This window comes from Enterobacter cloacae complex sp. I1M, from assembly GCF_014982425.1.
Classification (GTDB): domain Bacteria; phylum Pseudomonadota; class Gammaproteobacteria; order Enterobacterales; family Enterobacteriaceae; genus Enterobacter; species Enterobacter intestinihominis.
In genome coordinates this window covers 181,823-201,305 of record NZ_JADCLG010000023.1, presented here as the reverse complement: position 1 = coordinate 201,305, position 19,483 = coordinate 181,823, and the positions used below count along the sequence as shown (strand labels likewise).

At 58.4% G+C, this 19,483-nt stretch carries 10 protein-coding genes; 8 read left to right on the top strand and 2 right to left on the bottom strand.

The window, feature by feature from the left end:
* Positions 1-11: 11 nt before the first annotated feature.
* The 3 genes from nirB to INF86_RS15160 all read left to right on the top strand — a co-directional run bounded on the left by nirB (position 12) and on the right by INF86_RS15160 (position 8,065).
* On the top strand, positions 12-3,998 hold the full coding sequence (nirB, locus tag INF86_RS15170) for a nitrite reductase large subunit NirB (RefSeq protein ID WP_193543677.1): 3,987 nt from the start codon (positions 12-14) through the stop codon (positions 3,996-3,998).
* Entirely contained in the window at positions 3,995-6,472 is a 2,478-nt protein-coding gene (locus INF86_RS15165; protein WP_193543676.1) for a nitrate reductase, read from the top strand. The genes nirB and INF86_RS15165 overlap by 4 nt, the downstream gene beginning before the upstream one ends.
* Positions 6,473-6,646: 174 nt before the next feature.
* Positions 6,647-8,065 (top strand): YchO/YchP family invasin, encoded by a 1,419-nt coding sequence (locus INF86_RS15160; RefSeq protein ID WP_023306424.1) that lies wholly within the window; start codon positions 6,647-6,649, stop codon positions 8,063-8,065.
* A 1-nt stretch (position 8,066) separates the two neighbouring features.
* Here the strand turns inward: INF86_RS15160 and narL are convergent, their stop codons facing one another.
* Positions 8,067-8,717, bottom strand: coding sequence for a two-component system response regulator NarL (gene narL / locus INF86_RS15155; protein WP_003856701.1), 651 nt, complete (start codon positions 8,715-8,717; stop codon positions 8,067-8,069).
* Positions 8,710-10,506, bottom strand: a complete 1,797-nt coding sequence (gene narX, locus INF86_RS15150) for a nitrate/nitrite two-component system sensor histidine kinase NarX (RefSeq protein ID WP_193543675.1) — start codon at positions 10,504-10,506, stop codon at positions 8,710-8,712. The genes narL and narX overlap by 8 nt, the downstream gene beginning before the upstream one ends.
* Positions 10,507-10,815: 309 nt before the next feature.
* Between narX and INF86_RS15145 the strand changes: the two genes are divergently transcribed.
* The 5 genes from INF86_RS15145 (at position 10,816) to narI (ending at position 19,254) form a co-directional block, all read left to right on the top strand.
* Positions 10,816-12,213 carry a NarK family nitrate/nitrite MFS transporter gene (locus tag INF86_RS15145; protein WP_022648363.1) on the top strand — a complete coding sequence of 466 codons (1,398 nt, stop codon included), beginning with the start codon at positions 10,816-10,818 and terminating at the stop codon, positions 12,211-12,213.
* A gap of 381 nt (positions 12,214-12,594) precedes the next feature.
* A complete protein-coding gene (locus INF86_RS15140) occupies positions 12,595-16,338 on the top strand; it encodes a nitrate reductase subunit alpha (protein WP_023300281.1) in 3,744 nt (1,247 codons plus the stop codon).
* Positions 16,335-17,870, top strand: coding sequence for a nitrate reductase subunit beta (gene narH, locus INF86_RS15135; protein WP_032624103.1), 1,536 nt, complete (start codon positions 16,335-16,337; stop codon positions 17,868-17,870). Before INF86_RS15140 ends, narH begins: the two co-directional genes overlap by 4 nt.
* On the top strand, positions 17,867-18,577 hold the full coding sequence (narJ, locus tag INF86_RS15130) for a nitrate reductase molybdenum cofactor assembly chaperone (RefSeq protein ID WP_022648360.1): 711 nt from the start codon (positions 17,867-17,869) through the stop codon (positions 18,575-18,577). The genes narH and narJ overlap by 4 nt, the downstream gene beginning before the upstream one ends.
* Complete coding sequence (gene narI, locus INF86_RS15125; RefSeq protein WP_126290891.1) at positions 18,577-19,254, top strand: respiratory nitrate reductase subunit gamma; 678 nt, start codon at positions 18,577-18,579, stop codon at positions 19,252-19,254. The genes narJ and narI overlap by 1 nt, the downstream gene beginning before the upstream one ends.
* The last annotated feature ends 229 nt before the right edge of the window (positions 19,255-19,483 follow it).

Genomic DNA, 19,483 nt, shown 5'->3' with positions numbered 1-19,483 from the left:
GAGGGGGCACGATGCGACTGGTCATTATCGGTAATGGTATGGCGGCAACCCGGCTGATTGCGTCGCTCACCGGGCGTGTTCCCGGTCGTTTCGCTATCACCGTCATCGGTGACGAGCCGGAGCAGGCATACAACCGCATCCAGCTTTCGCCGGTGCTGGGTGGCGAAAAGCAGGCGGAGCACATCTGTCTGCACGATGAAGACTGGTACACGGCACGAGGCGTGACGGTGCTGCGAGGAGAAACGGTGCTCGCAGTAGACGTTAACGCGCGTAAAGTGCGTACCTCTGCTCGCACGCTGGGCTGGGATGCGCTGGTGTTTGCCACCGGGTCTACCCCTGTAGTGCCGCCGATCCCCGGCGGCGATGCGCCGCATGTGTTCACCTTTCGCACCCTGGCAGAGACCCGCGCCATCCAGAACCTCTCCGGTCCGGCGGTAGTGCTGGGCGGTGGCGTACTTGGCGTGGAAGCAGCGGCAGCGCTGGCGCGCAACGGTGACAACGTCACGCTTATCCATCGTGGTCCCTGGCTGATGGAACAGCAGCTGGATCAGCAGGCGGGACTGCTGCTTGAAGAGGCGCTGGCGGCGCGGGGTGTAAGCTGTGAATTCGCCTCTGGCATCGCGGCGATTAACGGCAAGAGCGTGACGCTACTCAACGGGCACAGCGTCACCGCCGCGCGCGTGGTGCTGGCCACGGGTGTACAACCCAACGTTGCGCTGGCAAAAGCCAGCGGCATTCACTGCGCGCGCGGCATCGTGGTGGATCACCAGATGCAAACCTCCGTGCCGGATATCTACGCCATCGGCGAGTGCTGTGAAATTGACGGCCAGACATTTGGCCTGGTCGCCCCCTGTCTGGCGCAGGCGGATATTCTCGCCGCGCGGCTGGCCGGGGAGATCACCGCGCCGTTTACCCGGACCGACAACGGCGTGCGTCTTAAGGTGACCGGCGTGGAGCTGTTCAGCCTCGGACGCGCGACGGCGCAGGCGGACGATGTGGTATGGAGTTCATGGGACCCGCTGACCCGTCACTATCGACGTTTACTGATCCATCAGGGGGCGCTGGCTGGCGTGCTGCTGATGGGTGACTGCCGCAGCGCGGCAACCTTTACCGATTTACTGGCAACGGCTGCGCCCGCCCACGCGGACTGGCTGTTCGATCGTTTCACAACGCAACCGCAGGTTGCAGGACAGAACGCTATGACAAAACCTACTCTGGTGGTGGTTGGGCACGGTATGGTCGGCCATCATTTCCTCGAAGACTGCGTTAACCGCAATTTGCATCAGCAATATCAGATTATTGTTTTTGGCGAAGAGCGCTATGCGGCCTATGACCGCGTGCATCTGTCGGAATATTTTGGCGGACGCAGCGCGGACTCGCTCTCGCTGGTGGCGGGGGAGTTCTTTGCCGATAACGGCATTGAACTGCGCCTCTCGCAGCAGATTGTCGCTATCGATCGTGATGCACACGTTGTGCGTACCGCCAGCGGCCATGAAACCCACTGGGATAAGCTGGTGCTGGCGACCGGCTCGTACCCGTTCGTACCGCCCGTTCCGGGCAGCGATCTGCCGGGTTGTTTTGTCTACCGCACCCTCGACGATCTGGACAATATTGCGGCCCATGCGGCAGGCTCTCGCCGCGGCGTGGTAATTGGCGGCGGCCTGCTGGGGCTGGAGGCGGCGAATGCGCTTAAGCAGCTAGGGCTGGAAACCCACGTGGTGGAGTTTGCGCCGAACCTGATGGCGGTGCAGCTCGACAGCGACGGTGCGGCAATGCTGCGCAAGAAAATTGAGGCGCTGGGCGTAGGGGTACACACCAGTAAATCGACGACGGAGATTGCCACCGCAGACGACGGGCTGGTGCTGCGTTTTGCCGAGGGTGAACAGCTGGAAACGGACATGGTCGTCTTCTCTGCCGGTATTCGTCCGCAGGACGCGCTGGCGCGCAACAGCGGGCTGGCTATTGGCGAGCGCGGCGGGATCTGTATTGACGACGGCTGCCGGACCTCCGATCCGGACGTGCTTGCCATCGGGGAATGCGCGCTGTGGGAGGGGAAAATCTTTGGCCTGGTGGCCCCGGGCTACCAGATGGCGCGCGTGGCCGCCGCTGTGCTGGCGGGTGAGGAGAAGCGCTTCACCGGCGCGGATATGAGTACCAAACTCAAGTTGCTGGGTGTGGATGTGGCGTCGTTTGGCGATGCCCACGGGCGCACGCCGGGGGCGCTGAGCTACCAGTGGACGCACGGGCCGCAGCAAATCTACAAAAAAATTGTGGTCAGTCACGACAGCAAAACCCTGCTGGGTGGCGTGCTGGTGGGCGATGCCAGCGAATACGCCACGCTGGTGCAGATGATGCTTAACGGCATCAGTCTGCCAAAAGAGCCTGAAACGCTGATCTTACCCGCGTCGTCAGGCTGCACGCCAAAAGCGCTGGGCGTGGCGGCGCTGCCGGAAAGCGCGCAGATCTGTTCGTGTCATAACGTCAGCAAAGGGGATATCTGCCTGGCGGTAAGCGCGGGCGCAACGGATATCGGCGCCATTAAGCAGTGCACCAAAGCGGCGACCGGCTGCGGAGGTTGTAGCGCGCTGGTGAAGCAGGTGATGGAGTTCCAGCTTGCGGAGCAGGGCGTGGAGGTGAAAAAAGATATCTGTGAGCACTTCTCGTACTCGCGTCAGGAGATATACCACCTGGTGCGCGTCAACCATATCCGGACCTTCGACCAGCTTATCAGCCGTTACGGACAAGGGCACGGCTGTGAGATCTGTAAACCGCTGGTGGGATCAGTGCTGGCCTCCTGCTGGAACGAATACCTGCTGAAACCGGCGCATCTGCCGCTGCAGGACACCAACGACCGCTACTTTGCCAATATTCAGAAGGACGGAACGTATTCCATCGTGCCGCGCATGCCCGCCGGGGAAGTGACGGCCGACGGGCTGATCGCCATAGGCCAGATTGCGAAACGCTATAGCCTTTACAGCAAAATCACCGGCGGACAGCGTATTGACCTGTTTGGCGCCACGCTCGAACAGTTGCCGGAAATCTGGCAGGCGCTGGTGGAGGCCGGATTTGAGACCGGACATGCGTACGGGAAATCCCTGCGCACGGTGAAATCCTGCGTCGGGTCGACCTGGTGTCGCTATGGCGTGCAGGACTCCACCGGCCTTGCGGTCAAACTGGAGCATCGCTACAAGGGGTTACGTGCGCCGCACAAAATCAAAATGGCGGTCTCCGGCTGTACCCGTGAGTGCGCAGAGGCGCAGAGCAAAGACGTGGGGGTGATTGCCACGGACAAGGGCTGGAACCTTTATCTGTGCGGCAACGGCGGGATGAAGCCGCGCCACGCGGATCTCTTTGCCAGCGATCTGGACGACGAAACGCTGATCCGCACCGTTGACCGTTTCCTGATGTTCTACATTCGCACGGCAGATCGTCTGCAACGCACCAGTACCTGGATGGATAACCTGGAAGGCGGCCTCGACTATCTGCGCGAGGTGATCCTGAACGACAGCCTTGGGATCGCCCACGAGCTGGAGCAGGAGATGGCCCGGGTGGTGGAGACCTATCAGTGCGAATGGCAAACCACCCTCAACGATCCTGATCGCCTGGCGCTGTTCCGCACCGCGGTGAATGTCCCTGCCGCGGCGGAGAGCAAGCGCTGGCAGGAAATTTGCGGCATCGATGATATCCCCGAGCAGGCGGGCATCGGCGCGCGGCTTGGCCGAAAACCGATTGCGCTGTTCCGCTTTGGAACGTCCGTTTATGCCCTGGACGACCTGGAGCCGGGCAGCAGCGCGAACGTGCTTTCGCGCGGCATCCTTGGCGATGCAGCGGGCGAGCCGGTGGTGATTTCCCCGCTTTACAAGCAGCGCATACGTCTGCGCGATGGGTGTCAGGTGGAGAACGGCGAACCCGTGGTGCGCGCCTGGCCGGTAAAAATTGAAAACGGCAAGGTTTGGGTTGGAAGCCAAGAGCTGGTGATGCGTGCGGAGGCCTCATGACGGAAACCCGTACAACGTGCCCTTACTGCGGGGTAGGCTGCGGTGTGGTCGCCAGTGTGGAAGATGGCGCGGTAAGCGTTCGTGGGGATGAAACTCATCCGGCGAACTTTGGTCGCCTGTGCGTAAAAGGATCTGCCCTTGGGGAAACGACGGGGTTGCAGGGACGTCTGCTGCGCCCGGTTGTTGACGGCATGGAGGTGGCATGGCCGCAGGCGCTGGGTGAAGCGGGCGAGCGGCTACGGAAGATCATCAACGAATGGGGGCCGCAGGCGGTGGCGTTTTATGCCTCCGGCCAGCTGTTGACCGAGGATTACTATGCGGCCAACAAGCTGATGAAAGGCTTTATCGGGGCGGCGAACATTGATACCAACTCGCGGCTGTGCATGTCGTCGGCGGTGGTGGGCTACAAACGCGCCTTCGGTGAAGACATTGTGCCGTGCAGCTACGAGGACGTGGAAAACAGCGATCTGGTGGTACTCGTTGGCTCAAACGCGGCCTGGACGCATCCGGTGCTGTATCAGCGGCTGGTGCAGGCAAAACGCAGCAACCCGCAGATGAAAGTGGTCGTGATCGATCCGCGCAAAACCGCCACCTGCGATGTCGCTGACCTGCATCTGGCGCTTAAGCCCGGCAGCGATGCCGGGCTGTTTGTGGGGTTGCTCAATCTGATTCAGGGGAGCGGCGAGTGGCCGATTCCTCACGTGGCCGCGTTTTGCGATCTGCCTTCAGACGAGATTGGCACCTTCTACGACTGGTTTGTCACTGCGCCACGCGCGATCACGCTCTACACCATGGGGATCAACCAGTCCTCCAGCGGCAGCGACAAGTGTAACGCCATCATTAACGTGCATCTTGCCAGCGGGAAGTTCAACCGTTCGGGCTGCGGCCCGTTTTCGCTGACCGGACAGCCAAACGCCATGGGCGGGCGGGAAGTGGGTGGGCTGGCGAACCAGCTGGCGGCGCACATGAACTTCGAGCCGGACGATCTTTCGCGCGTGGCGCGTTTCTGGGGAACCGAGCGGCTGGCACAAACGCCGGGGCTGATGGCGGTAGAGCTGTTTGACGCGATTGCCCGCGGCGAAGTGAAGGTGGTGTGGATCATGGGCACCAATCCTGCCGTGTCACTTCCCGACAGCCACGCGGTGTGCCAGGCCCTGGCAGCCTGCCCGCTGGTAATAGTATCTGAGGTGATGCAGGAGACGGACACCAGCCGGTTTGCTCATATCCGTTTTCCCGCCCTGGGCTGGGGCGAAAAAGACGGAACGGTGACCAATTCCGAGCGGCGTATTTCTCGCCAGCGCGCGTTTCTGCCTGCGCCGGGCGAGGCCAGACCGGACTGGTGGATCATCGCCCGGATCGCAGAGCAGCTCGGTTATGGCGATGCCTTCGCCTGGGAACACCCTCATGAGATATTTTGTGAACATGCGGCGCTGACGGCGTTTGAAAATAACGGCGAACGGGCGCTAAACCTGCGCGAACTGGCGTCGCTGTCGCGAGAGGCGTGGGACGAGCTGGCGCCTTATCAGTGGCATGCCGGTGATTTCCCGCAAAGAAATCTTGTACCGGTTGATCCTTCCTCGCATGGGGCAGGCGTCGACGAATTGTACCCCTTGATACTGAATACCGGGCGGATCCGCGATCAGTGGCACACCATGACGCGCACGGGGTATGTTTCGCGCCTGATGCAGCATATCGATGAGCCTTTTATTGAGATGAACGCAACCGATGCGGCGCGCGCGGGGCTGACTGACGGCCAGCTGGCGCGGATAAGTTCCCCGCGCGGGGTCATGGTTGCCAGAGTACGTATCTCTACCGCACAGCGTGCGGGCGAGCTGTTTGCGCCGATGCACTGGAACGCGCAGTTTGCCCGGCAGGGGAAGGTCAACGCGCTGGTGGAAGGGCGGGTTGATGCCTGGTCCGGCCAGCCGGAGAGTAAACAAACCGCGGTGAGGATCCTGCCCTGGCTACCCGCCTGGCAGGGGGAGCTGTATGCCCGCGAGTTGCCAGCGCTGCCGCTGTCGGTCTGCTGGTGGCGTAAAGCCTCACGTCTGACGGTGGCGGGGGAGCAGCCGTTGCTGTCGTGGGTCATGGCGTACGCCAGCGGTCGGGGCTGGCAGTTACAGGTGGCACAGACGGGAGAACGCAGCAGCGTGCTCGCCTGGCATCACGGCGAGCTGATGCTGGGCTACTGGGAGGGCCAGACGCTGCCGGCGCTGGCGCATGCGTTTATTGAAGAAGCCTTTGCTGCTGCGCCCGTACAACTCGCTGAACGCCACGCGCTGCTGCAGGGACAACGGCCGGGCGAAGATGCCGATCCCGGGCGAATTATCTGTAGCTGCTTTAGCGTGGGTGAAAATACGATACGTAAGGCGATAGCCGGAGGCTGTAATTCTGCCGCAGCGCTGGGCGTGAAGCTGCGTTGCGGTACGAACTGCGGCTCCTGCCTGCCGGAGCTGAAAGGGTTGTTGGGATAATAGTGTAAAGGCGTCAGGTGGCGGCTTCGCACCGGCACGAATTTGTAGGTCGGGTAAGGCGAAGCCGCCACCCGACAATTCTGTTCAGGATATTCCTGAAATTTCTGTTAAGACTGGTTTTCAGGGCTTATGGCGTTAACATAATAAGTGTTTGTTCATAAACACAGGTTCTGATTGACGACGTTGAAGGCTGTATCGTCCCGCATCCGTTTTTTGCTGTTACTCCCCCTTTTTACGGCTGGAGCCGTTCACGGTGCGCCGAAATCCTTCGTGCAGCAGGCGCAAAATCCGTTTGATAACAACGGCGATAGTCTGCCGGATCTCGGTATGGCGCAACCGACTACCGAAGGCGAAAAGCACCTGGCTGAAATGGCAAAGGCCTTCGGTGAAGCCAGTATGATCGATAACGGCCTGACGGCCGGTCAGCAGGCGCGACAGTTCGCGTTTGGCAAGGTGCGGGATGCCGTCAGCGGGGAAGTCAACGAGCAGATTGAATCCTGGCTTTCCCCCTGGGGTAACGCCAACGTCAATGTACTGGTGGATGACGACGGCAACTTTAACGGCAGCAGCGGAAGCTGGTTTATCCCCTGGAACGACAACACCCGCTATCTGAGCTGGAGCCAGCTTGGCCTGACGCAGCAGACAGACGGGCTGGTGAGCAACGTCGGGATCGGGCAGCGCTGGGTTGCCGGAAACTGGCTGCTGGGCTACAACACTTTTTACGACAACCTGCTGGAAGACAACCTGCAACGTGCCGGACTGGGCGCAGAGGCGTGGGGCGAAAACCTTCGCCTGTCGGCCAATTACTACCAGCCGTTCGCTGGCTGGCAGCCGCGTTCCGACATCCGGGAGCAGCGCATGGCGCGCGGGTACGACGTAACGGCCAAAGCCTGGCTTCCCTGGTTTCATCACCTGAACACCAGCGTCAGCTTTGAACAGTATTTTGGCGATAACGTCGATCTGTTTAACAGCGGTACGGGGTATCACAACCCGGTTGCGGTCAACCTGGGGCTGAACTATACCCCCGTTCCGCTGGTCACCCTGACGGCTGCCCATAAGCAGGGGGAGAGCGGCGTTAGCCAGAATAACCTCGGGCTGAAGCTCAACTATCGCTTTGGCGTGCCGCTGGCGAAACAGCTTTCCGCCGGGGAAGTGGCGGCGACGCGCTCGCTGCGGGGCAGCCGCTATGATTCACCTGAGCGTGATAATCTGCCCGTGATGGAATTCCGTCAGCGTAAAACCCTCTCGGTCTATCTGGCCACGCCGCCGTGGGATCTTAAGCCAGGCGAAACTGTGATGCTGAAGCTGCAAATTCGCAGCACGCACGGTATCCGTCAGATCCACTGGCTGGGTGATACCCAGGCGCTCAGCCTGACCTCACCGGCAAACAGCAACAGCAGCGATGGCTGGAGCATAATCATGCCCGCCTGGAACGACGCGGAAGGGGCGAAAAACGAATGGCGGCTTACGGCCGTGGTGGAAGATAAGGATGGGCAGCGTGTCTCCTCCAATGAGATCACGCTTTCCGTGGTGCAACCGCTCGTCGCAATGCCTGCCGACGATCCACGGTGGAAGTTGCTGCCGGATGAGTAAGTTAAAAAATGCGCTCCTGATGCACCCAGACGGCGGCTTCGACGCGGGATTTTAACTTCATTTTCTTCAGCATGTGTTTGACATGCACTTTGACCGTGCTCTCGGTGATGTCCAGACGGCGGGCGATCATTTTGTTCGGCAGACCCTGAGCAATCAGCTTCAGAATGTCGCGCTCGCGCGGGGTCAACTGGCTGACGTCACGGTCAGATGTGGCGCGGTTCGCACGCAGGCTGGCGGCCAGTACCGGCGTTAACGCTTCACTCAGCACCATCTCGCCTGCGGCAGCCTGTTGCAGCGCCTTGAGCAGATCTTCCGGCTCCATATCTTTCAGCAGATAGCCGTCTGCCCCCCGCTTGAGGGCGGTGACCACGTCTTCTTCATGGTTTGAGACGCTGAAGACCACCACCCGGCCAGAGAGGGATTTCTCCCGCAGCTTGTCGAGGGTTTCCAGGCCATTCATGCCCGGCATGTTGAGATCGAGCAAGATTAAATCAGGATCGAGCGATTCGGCAAGTTCAATACCCTGTTCGCCGTTGCTGGCTTCCCCGACGACGGTGATATCGGGCGCCATGCTGACAAGCTGTTTAACGCCAGTGCGCAGCATCGGATGATCGTCAATCAACAGGATAGATGCCGGTTCCTGATTAGTCATGGTTTTCTCCTTGAGCAGTTATAAGGGGCTTTTCGGGTATAAAGGTGACCACGACTTCGGTGCCACCTGACTCTCCCCGGCGAACCTGGCAATCACCGCGCAGGCTTTGCGCGCGGTCTCGCATGATGATTAAACCATAATGGTTCGTTCGTTCGGCATTTTCCGGCACGCCGCGGCCGTTATCCTGAACCCTGAGCTTCACCTGATTATCCTGGCAGCTGACGGTGACCGTGACGGCCGTCGCCTCGGCATGCTTGAGCACGTTGCTCAGGGCTTCACGGGCAATTTGCAGCACATGGATCGCCTGGTGAGAGGGGACAAAACGCGGTGGCAACTGGTAATCCAGCTTCACCGGGAAGCCCAGCCTGGCACTAAATTCCTGACAGCTGGACTCCAGCGCAGGGCGTAGCCCCGGCTCGGTGAGCTGTAAACGGAAGGTGGTCAGCAGCTCGCGAAGCTGAATCCACGAGGTGTTAAGCTCGTTGCGGATCTGGCTGAGCAGCTGTTTGCTGCTCTTGGGCATGCCTTCGTCCTGCATTTGCAGGCAACTCACCTGCATCTTCATGCAGGAGAGGGACTGGGCGATGGAGTCGTGCAGCTCGCGGGCGATGGTGGCGCGCTCCTCCATCACGATCAGCTGCTGTTGTTTTTCCTGGTGACGGTCGAGCGCCAGCGTGGCCGTGAGCTGCTCTACAAGAGTATCGACCAACTGCTGCTGGTCGTGGCTCAGGTGACGTCCGGCGGGCAGGGTGGCCAGCAAAATACCGTACTGGGTATGGCTGTCCATCAGCCGCCACTTGAGGGTCGTGCCGCTGGTGGTAAGCGGCGGCAAGCCGCGCGGGCACAGATGACACCCTTTATCGTCGCAGGAGATGTCCGACTGACAGGTAAATTCCTGATGGTTTTCCTCATCTTCAACGTCATAAACCCGTAGCTCAAGATCGTGGAGCAGAGTCAGGTTTTGCAGGCCGTTCAGTACCGGCGAGAGACGCTCGCAAAGCGGTACCTGCATATGCAGGCGACGGTTCGCCTGCCAGAGGAAAGAGAGGATCTCGTTTTTCTGCTCAAGCCCGGCGGTTTTCTCCTGGACGCGTTTTTCCAGTACCGCGTAGCTTTCAGATAGCTCCGCCGACATGGTGTTGAGCGCCTCGCCGAGCATCGCCATTTCGTTGCGCCCGCTGATGTGCGTGCGTTGGGTAAAATCGCGCTGTGTGACGGCGCGGGCCATCGCCAGGAGTTGCTTCCAGGGGTTAAGCAACCGCGCGCGCAGCCAGATAACCGTGAAAATCAGCAGCAAACCCATAAACAGCGCCATTGCGCGGTGAACCATCACCACGCGGTCAATGCGTAACTCTGTGGTGCGATCGAACGAGGAGACGAGATGATCGATGCGTGACACAAACCCGGCGACATCCTGGGCGACCGTTTCCCGGTCTTCCGCCCGCTTTAACCCGGGCTCCAGCTGGGTATGCCAGTAGCCCTGAAGCGCCTTAAGCTGAGATTGCTGGCCGTCACGGATGGCGGCTCTTTCCAGTTCAGGGCTGAATGCGGTACGCTCCATTTCGTCGATAAGCGGTTGGTCAGCCTGCGTCAGCGGCACCGACGCCAGCAGCCGGTAACTCTGCATACGTAGCGAGCCTGCCTCGTTGATGGCATGCGCATTACCCTGCACACCCTGTACCAGCCAGCCAGAAATAGCCATGCCGGTCACACCGATAGCGGTGGACAGCAGAACAATAAGCGCCAGCTGGTTAACCAGCGTCAGCGGAGATAAACATCTTTTTAACATAGAGTTGCCGGGCTCCTGACGTGACCTGATTGCAGGAATGGCGCTATTCTGGTGCATACCCTGGAGTATACCCATACCAATAAAGGATTACCTCTAAATTGCCAGAGAGGTAACGGTTAGTGGGTGGACGAAGCAGGGATGCGTCAGCACCGTGAAAAACCACACCTTTTTTACGTTTTGCATCTACTCATTAAGAGTGATGGCTTTTTTTTCGCCGCAAAACCTCCCACTTTTCCTTTGATTTATATCAACTTACCGCCGCCCTAAAGCCCTAATGTTTGCAGCATCATTCGAGAATCAGAGGTGTCTATGAGTCACTCTTCCGCTCCCGAAAGGGAAACTGGTGCCGTTATTACAGACTGGCGTCCAGAGGATCCGGCGTTCTGGCAACAGCGCGGCCACCGTATAGCAAGTCGTAATCTGTGGATTTCCGTGCCATGTCTGTTACTGGCGTTTTGCGTCTGGATGTTGTTCAGTGCGGTTGCGGTTAACCTGCCAAAAGTGGGCTTTACCTTTACCACCGATCAGCTGTTTATGTTGACTGCGTTGCCGTCGCTTTCAGGCGCACTGCTGCGCGTTCCTTACGCGTTTATGGTGCCGGTCTTTGGTGGTCGTCGCTGGACGGCTTTCAGTACCGGGATCATGATCGTGCCGTGCGTGTGGCTCGGTTTTGCGGTGCAGGATACCTCTACACCGTTTAGCGTGTTCGTGATTATCTCTCTGCTGTGCGGCTTTGCGGGGGCGAACTTTGCGTCCAGTATGGCAAACATCAGCTTCTTCTTCCCGAAAGCGAAGCAGGGTGGTGCGCTGGGCATTAACGGCGGTCTGGGTAACATGGGCGTGAGCGTGATGCAGCTGATTGCTCCGCTGGCGATCTCGGTCTCCATCTTTGCGGCCTTTGGCGGCGGCGGTGTGACGCAGCCCGACGGTTCAGTGCTGTTCCTGCAAAATGCCTCCTGGATTTGGGTACCGTTCCTGGTGGTCTTTACCCTGGCGGCATGGTTCTTCATGAACGACCTGTCCGCGTCCAAAGCGTCCCTGAGCGAGCAGCTGCCGGTTCTGAAACGTGGCCACCTGTGGGTAATGGCACTGCTGTATCTGGCGACCTTCGGCTCGTTCATCGGTTTCTCCGCAGGCTTTGCCATGCTGTCGAAAACCCAGTTCCCGGACGTACAGATCCTTCAGTTTGCCTTCTTCGGTCCGTTTATTGGCGCGCTGGCACGTTCGCTGGGCGGGATGATCTCCGACCGTCTGGGCGGAACGCGCGTTACGCTGGTGAACTTTGTATTGATGGCCATCTTCTGTGCGCTGCTGTTCCTGACGCTGCCTGCGGGTGGTGAGGGAGGTAACTTCTTTGCCTTCTTCGGCGTCTTCATGGTGCTGTTCCTGACCGCTGGGCTGGGCAGTGCGTCTACTTTCCAGATGATCTCTGTCATCTTCCGCAAGCTGACCATGGACCGCGTGAAAGCGCAGGGCGGGAGCGACGAGCAGGCGATGCGTGAAGCCGCCACCGATACTGCTGCGGCGCTTGGGTTTATCTCTGCGATTGGCGCGATTGGCGGCTTCTTTATTCCAAAAGCGTTCGGTATCTCACTGGATCTGACCGGCTCTCCGGCGGGTGCGATGAAGGTATTCCTCGTCTTCTATATCGCCTGTGTGGTTATCACCTGGCTGGTATATGGCCGTAATACCAAGAAAAACAAGTAAGCTTGATTATCCGTTTGCGCGGCCTGAGTGCCGCGCTTTTTTTAATCGCTTAATAGTTACAACATACTAATAGCGTTTCCCGTAGTCGCACGCAGGTAACGCTGTGATCGCCATCGCTTTACAGGTGTCTCTACCCCTTAATACCTTAGATGTTAAATTTTGCTCCACTTATTGTACGATAAATAAAATATATCCATATAAATCATTAAGTTAAAAAATATTAACAGCTACCGCTTTGGTGGTATTTGATCTAATCCCCCCCTCAGAGACCCCCCTCCGTCTTGATCGTTATCAATTCTCACCATCTTTCATAGCGTTACCTTCGCTGCAAATCAGCAATGTCGATTTAGAGAGCCACAGGCTCCACACAGGAGATACCCGATGAGCAAATTTTTGGACCGGTTTCGCTACTTCAAACAGAAGGGTGAAACTTTTGCCGATGGGCACGGCCAGGTTCTGGATACCAACCGGGACTGGGAAGACGGTTACCGTCAACGCTGGCAGCATGACAAAGTTGTCCGTTCTACCCACGGTGTAAACTGCACTGGCTCATGTAGCTGGAAGATTTTCGTTAAAAACGGTCTGGTGACCTGGGAAATGCAGCAGACCGACTATCCGCGTACCCGTCCGGATATGCCGAACCATGAACCGCGCGGCTGCCCGCGTGGGGCCAGCTACTCCTGGTATCTCTACAGTGCCAACCGTCTGAAATACCCGCTGATGCGTAAACGCCTGATGAAAATGTGGCGTGAAGCGAAAGTGCAGCACAGCGATCCGGTTGATGCCTGGGCATCCATCATCGAGGACGCCGACAAAGCGAAAAGCTTCAAACAGGCGCGTGGTCGCGGTGGTTTCGTTCGTTCTTCCTGGAAAGAGGTGAACGAGCTGATTGCGGCCTCCAACGTCTATACCGTGAAAACTTACGGTCCTGACCGCGTGGCAGGCTTCTCGCCAATCCCGGCAATGTCGATGGTCTCTTACGCCTCCGGCGCGCGCTACCTTTCACTTATCGGCGGTACCTGTCTGAGCTTCTACGACTGGTACTGCGACCTGCCGCCAGCGTCGCCGCAGACCTGGGGCGAACAGACCGACGTGCCGGAGTCCGCTGACTGGTACAACTCCAGCTACATCATCGCCTGGGGCTCTAACGTTCCGCAGACCCGTACCCCTGATGCGCACTTCTTTACCGAAGTACGTTACAAAGGGACCAAAACCGTTGCCGTGACCCCGGACTACGCCGAAATCGCCAAACTGTGCGACCTGTGGCTGGCACCGAAACAGGGTACTGATGCCGCCATGGCGCTGGCGATGGGCCACGTCATGTTGCGTGAATTCCACCTCGACAAGCCAAGCCAGTATTTCACCGATTACGTGCGTCGCTACACCGACATGCCAATGCTGGTGATGCTTGAAGAGCGTGACGGCTATTACGCCGCTGGCCGTATGCTGCGTGCTGCGGATCTTGTGGACGCGCTGGGTCAGGAAAACAACCCGGAGTGGAAAACGGTCGCCTGCAACAGCAACGGCGAGCTGGTGGCGCCAAACGGTTCTATCGGCTTCCGCTGGGGAGAAAAAGGCAAATGGAACCTGGAACAGCGTAACGGCACCACGGGTGAAGAGACAGAACTTCGCCTCAGCATGCTGGGCAGCCAGGACGAAATCGCCGATGTCGGCTTCCCGTACTTTGGTGGTGAAGGTTCCGAGCACTTCAACAAGGTTGAGCTGCAAAACGTTCTGATGCACAAACTGCCGGTTAAGCGCCTGCAACTGGCGGACGGTTCTACCGCTCTGGTCACTACGGTCTACGATCTGACCATGGCGAACTATGGCCTGGAGCGCGGTCTGAACGACGAAAACTGCGCGACCAGCTATGACGACGTGAAGGCTTATACACCAGCCTGGGCGGAGCAGATCACCGGTGTGCCACGCGCCCAAATCACCCGTATCGCCCGCGAATTTGCGGAAAACGCAGACAAAACTCACGGTCGCTCCATGATCATCGTCGGTGCCGGTCTGAACCACTGGTATCACCTTGATATGAACTATCGCGGCCTGATCAACATGCTGATCTTCTGTGGCTGCGTCGGGCAGAGCGGCGGTGGCTGGGCGCACTACGTGGGCCAGGAAAAACTGCGTCCGCAGACCGGCTGGCAGCCGCTGGCGTTTGCCCTTGACTGGCAGCGTCCGGCTCGTCACATGAACAGCACCTCCTACTTCTATAACCACTCCAGCCAGTGGCGCTACGAGACGGTGACCGCGCAGGAGTTGCTGTCGCCGATGGCGGATAAATCCCGCTACAGCGGCCACCTGATTGACTTCAACGTGCGCGCTGAACGCATGGGCTGGCTGCCGTCTGCACCGCAGTTGGGCACTAACCCGCTGCGCATTGCGGAAGCGGCGAAGAAAGCGGGCATGTCACCGGTGGACTACACCGTGAAATCGCTGAAGGATGGCTCAATCCGTTTTGCGGCAGAACAGCCTGAGAACGGCAAAAACCATCCGCGTAACCTGTTCATCTGGCGCTCCAACCTGCTGGGTTCGTCCGGTAAAGGCCATGAGTACATGCTGAAATACCTGCTCGGTACCGAAAACGGTATTCAGGGTAAGGATCTCGGCAAGCAGGGCGGCGTGAAGCCAGAAGAAGTTGAATGGAAAGACAACGGTCTGGACGGCAAGCTGGATCTGGTGGTAACGCTGGACTTCCGTCTGTCCAGTACCTGCCTGTACTCCGATATCGTGCTGCCTACCGCCACCTGGTACGAAAAAGACGACATGAATACGTCGGATATGCATCCGTTTATTCATCCGCTGTCTGCGGCCGTTGACCCGGCGTGGGAATCAAAAAGCGACTGGGAAATCTATAAAGACATCGCGAAGAAATTCTCCGAAGTCTGTGTAGGGCACCTGGGCAAAGAGACCGACGTGGTGACGCTGCCAATCCAGCACGACTCCGCTGCCGAACTGGCGCAGCCGCTTGACGTGAAGGACTGGAAAAAAGGCGAATGCGATCTGATCCCGGGCGTGACCGCGCCGCACATTATTCCGGTTGAACGTGATTACCCGGCTACGTACGAGCGCTTTACCTCTATCGGTCCGCTGATGGAGAAGATCGGTAACGGCGGTAAAGGCATCGCCTGGAACACCCAGAGCGAAATGGACCTGCTGCGCAAGCTCAATTACACCAAAGCAGACGGCCCGGCCAAAGGCCAGCCAATGCTGAACACGGCAATTGATGCAGCGGAAATGATCCTGACCCTGGCACCGGAAACCAATGGCCACGTGGCGGTGAAAGCGTGGGCGGCTCTGAGTGAATTTACCGGCCGTGACCATACGCATCTGGCGAAGAATAAAGAAGAAGAGAAAATCCGCTTCCGCGATATTCAGGCTCAGCCGCGCAAGATTATCTCCAGCCCGACCTGGTCTGGCCTCGAAGATGAACATGTGTCCTATAACGCCGGATACACCAACGTTCACGAGCTGATCCCATGGCGCACGCTCTCTGGCCGTCAGTCTCTGTATCAGGATCACCAGTGGATGCGTGACTTCGGTGAAAGCCTGCTGGTTTACCGTCCGCCAATCGATACCCGCTCCGTGAAAGCGGTGATGGGGGCGAAATCAAACGGTAACCCTGAGAAGGCGCTGAACTTCCTGACGCCGCACCAGAAGTGGGGTATCCACTCCACCTACAGCGACAACCTGCTGATGCTGACGCTGTCACGCGGGGGGCCGATTGTCTGGATGAGCGAAGCGGACGCCAAAGATCTGGGTATCGAAGATAACGACTGGATCGAAGTGTTCAACAGCAACGGTGCCCTGACGGCACGTGCGGTGGTGAGCCAGCGTGTACCAGCCGGGATGACCATGATGTACCACGCGCAGGAACGTATCGTTAACCTGCCGGGTTCAGAGATCACCGAGCAGCGCGGCGGTATTCACAACTCTGTGACCCGTATTACGCCGAAACCGACGCATATGATCGGCGGCTATGCCCAGCTGGCCTACGGCTTTAACTACTACGGCACTGTAGGATCAAACCGCGATGAGTTCGTGGTGGTACGTAAGATGAAGAATATTAACTGGTTAGATGGCGAAGGTAATGACCAGGTACAGGAGAGCGTAAAATGAAAATTCGTTCACAAGTCGGCATGGTGCTGAATCTGGATAAATGCATCGGCTGTCATACCTGCTCAGTCACCTGTAAAAACGTCTGGACCAGCCGTGAAGGTATGGAGTACGCCTGGTTCAACAACGTGGAAAGTAAGCCGGGCACCGGCTTCCCGACCGACTGGGAAAACCAGGAGAAGTGGAAGGGTGGCTGGATCCGTAAAATCAACGGCAAACTGCAACCGCGCATGGGTAACCGTGCGATGCTGCTCGGTAAAATCTTTGCTAACCCGCATCTGCCGGGCATCGACGATTACTACGAGCCGTTTGATTACGACTATCAGAACCTGCACAACGCGCCGGAAAGCAAACACCAGCCGATCGCCCGTCCTCGCTCGCTGATCACCGGTAAGCGCATGGACAAAATTACCAGCGGTCCAAACTGGGAGGAAATTCTGGGCGGCGAGTTCGAAAAACGCGCCAAAGACCAGAACTTCGAGAACATGCAGAAGGCGATGTACGGCCAGTTCGAAAACACTTTCATGATGTATCTGCCGCGCCTGTGCGAACACTGCCTTAACCCGGCGTGCGTGGCGACCTGCCCAAGCGGCGCCATCTACAAGCGTGAAGAAGATGGCATTGTGCTGATCGACCAGGACAAGTGCCGCGGCTGGCGTATGTGCATCACCGGCTGCCCGTACAAAAAAATCTACTTTAACTGGAAGAGCGGTAAGTCTGAGAAGTGTATCTTCTGCTACCCGCGTATCGAAGCCGGTATGCCGACCGTCTGCTCAGAGAGCTGCGTAGGGCGTATCCGCTACCTCGGCGTGCTGCTGTACGACGCGGATGCGATTGAAAATGCCGCAAGCACCGAGAACGAGAAAGATCTGTATCAGCGTCAGCTGGACGTCTTCCTCGATCCGAACGATCCGAAGGTGATCGAGCAGGCGCTGAAAGACGGTATTCCGCAGAGCGTGATTGACGCCGCACAGCAGTCCCCGGTGTACAAAATGGCGATGGACTGGAAGCTGGCGCTGCCGCTGCACCCGGAATACCGCACGTTGCCGATGGTCTGGTACGTGCCGCCGCTGTCTCCGATTCAGTCTGCGGCTGACGCAGGTGAACTGGGCAGCAACGGCATTCTGCCGGACGTGGAAAGCCTGCGTATTCCGGTTCAGTATCTGGCCAACCTGCTCACCGCAGGGGATACCCAGCCGGTGCTGCTGGCGCTGAAACGTATGCTGGCGATGCGTCACTTCAAACGTGCGGAAACCGTTGACGGCGTTAACGATACCCGCGCGCTGGAAGAGGTCGGCCTGACCGAAGCGCAGGCGCAGGAGATGTACCGCTATCTGGCAATCGCTAACTACGAAGATCGTTTCGTGGTGCCGAGCAGTCACCGCGAGCTGGCTCGCGAGGCCTTCCCGGAGAAAAGTGGGTGTGGCTTTACCTTTGGCGACGGTTGCCACGGGTCAGACAGCAAATTCAACCTGTTCAACAGCCGCCGCATCGACGCGATGGATGTGACCAGCAAAACGGAGCCGCACCAATGATTGAACTCGTCATTGTTTCGCGTCTGCTCGAGTACCCTGATGCTGCGCTTGTGCAGCATCAGCAGGAACTCTTTGATGCACTCGCGTCATCTGAAAACCTGGATAAAGAGGATGCCCAGACGCTGGGCATTTTCCTCCGCGACCTGCTGGCGCGCGATCTTCTTGATGCGCAGGCGGACTACAGCCAGCTGTTTGACCGTGGTCGTGCCACGTCTCTATTGCTGTTCGAACACGTTCACGGTGAATCCCGCGACCGTGGTCAGGCGATGGTGGATCTGATGGCCCAGTACGAGCAGCACGGTTTGCAACTCGACAGCCGCGAGCTGCCGGATCACCTGCCTCTGTACCTGGAATATCTGGCGCAGCTGCCGAAAGAGGAAGCGCTGGGCGGGTTGCAGGACATCGCTCCCATTCTGGCGTTGCTCGGCGCACGTCTCCAGCAACGTGAGAGCAATTATGCAGTCCTGTTCGATCTGCTGGTGAAACTGGCTAACGCCTCGGTTGACAGTCAAAAAGTGGCGGAAAAAATTGCGGATGAAGCCCGTGACGACACCCCACAAGCACTGGATGCCGTCTGGGAAGAAGAACAGGTGAAATTCTTTGCTGACCAGAGCTGTGGCGAATCTGAAATCTCCGCGCATCAGCGTCGTTTTGCCGGAGCGGTGGCTCCGCAATATTTGAATATCTCTAACGGAGGACAGCACTAATGCACTTCCTGAATATGTTCTTCTTTGACATTTACCCGTATATCGCGGGCACCGTGTTCCTGGTGGGAAGCTGGCTGCGTTATGACTATGGCCAGTACACCTGGCGTGCTGCCTCCAGCCAGATGCTGGATCGTAAAGGGATGAACCTGGCGTCAAACCTGTTCCACATCGGGATTTTGGGTATTTTCGCCGGTCATTTCCTGGGGATGCTGACGCCGCACTGGATGTACGAAGCGTGGCTGCCGATTGAAGTGAAGCAGAAGATGGCGATGCTCGCCGGTGGCGCCTGCGGCGTGATGACCCTGGTGGGTGGGCTGCTGCTGCTGAAACGTCGTCTGTTCAGCCCACGCGTGCGGGCTACCACGACCGGAGCGGACATCCTGATCCTCTCCCTGCTGATGGTGCAGTGTGCGCTGGGTCTGCTGACCATTCCATTCTCTGCGCAGCATATGGACGGCAGCGAGATGATGAAGCTGGTGGGATGGGCGCAGTCTGTCGTGACCTTCCGCGGTGGTGCCTCTGAGCATCTGGACGGCGTGGCGTTCATCTTCCGCGTTCACCTGGTGCTGGGTATGACCCTGTTTGTGCTGTTCCCGTTCTCTCGCCTGGTGCACATCTGGAGTGCGCCGGTGGAGTACCTGACGCGCAAATATCAGATCGTGCGTACTCGTCGCTGATTCGCTGTATTGATACAACCCCGCATTTGCGGGGTTTTTTTTGTCCTGGAACCAGGGTTTCGTGCGGATGCCGGGTGGCGGCTGCGCCTTACCCGGCCTACGGAATTCACTATGCTCGGATCGAACCCTGGTCGAAGCTTCTCATCTTTCCCCGCATGGGAGAACCATAGGGCATTGTGCTTTTGGAGAGTGCTAAAGAATCTGGAAGTGATGGTGGTGGGGGAAGGAT